The organism is Nonomuraea sp. NPDC001684 (assembly GCF_053596515.1).
Map to the genome: position 1 here is coordinate 1 of NZ_JBSFGJ010000917.1, position 1,044 is coordinate 1,044.

The 1,044-nt window shown below is 72.5% G+C and carries 1 protein-coding gene; it reads right to left on the reverse strand.

Annotated elements, in window-relative coordinates; translation table 11 throughout:
* Positions 1-199 precede the first annotated feature (199 nt).
* On the reverse strand, positions 200-739 hold the full coding sequence (locus ACWCSD_RS53070) for a hypothetical protein (RefSeq protein WP_449927672.1): 540 nt from the start codon (positions 737-739) through the stop codon (positions 200-202).
* Between the last annotated feature and the right edge of the window lie 305 nt (positions 740-1,044).

Sequence of the window (1,044 nt, forward strand, 5' to 3'; positions counted from 1 at the left end):
CTTGTTCGGCACGTCGTAGTAGAGCGTCATCGCCTCCACGCCCAGCTCCTTGCCCAGCTTGCGCATGGACAGCCCGGCCGCGCCCTCGCGGTCGATGCCGTGGTCGTCGCCCTGGCGGCCCGCCCCCTGCTGCGGGGCGCGCTGCGGTCCGGGACGCGGACGTGACCGGCGTCCGCTGACACCGGCTGCCCCTGGCCGTCTACCGGTGAGCCGCCTCCTCTTCCGGCCGGGGGGCGACCGGCTGCCTGAGCAGCGTCTTCGGGTCGGGGTCGGTGAACTCGGTCAGGTAGATCTCGTGGTGCAGCCCGTTGGGCACCAGCCCGTGCTCGGCCATGAACGTCTCCATCACCTCCAGCGACCTCTTCTCCTCGCTGTAGGGCCCCTCGTGCAGCAGCTCCACGCACTGGCCCTCGGTGAAGGTGACGACCTGGACCCGGTCCACGGCGGCCCCCGACGGGCGGGCCCGCTCACGCGCCGCCTCGGCCGCCCCCGGCTCGGGCATCCCCGGCAACGGCAGCAGCAGGTGCCACCGCCACTGGTCGCGCGGGGTCTCCAGCGGCGGCAGCGACGTGTCCTCCACCCACCACCGCCCCTCCAGCGGCCCGGCGGCGCCGCCCATGGCGGAGGCCACGGCGTACAGGGCGCCGATGGCCGACAGGTGTTCGGCGCCGCCGGGCTCTCCCATGCCCGTGACGTTGAGACAGGTGACGGGATGGCAGTGGACCAGTCGCGGGGTCATGGATCCTCCGGGTAGATCTGGGTGGAATTCCCCAAGCGTGGGGTCTCCCCGTGGGGGAGAGTCCAATCAGCGTCGGCCTGCACACGGGCGAGATCCTGGTCGCCGCCGCGTCCGCGCCGCCCCACCCGTCGGCTGACCCGCGCGGCGGGGCCTCCTCCCGGAACGTGTCCCGCACTCCGCTCCCTTATACACCGCGTATATACTCTCGGAGTATATTGCGGTGCATGATCAAGCACCTCAGAACGAATCGAGCCGGCGGCACCGCGGCCGTCGCCGGGCTCGCCGCCGTCCTGGCCGCCGTCCTG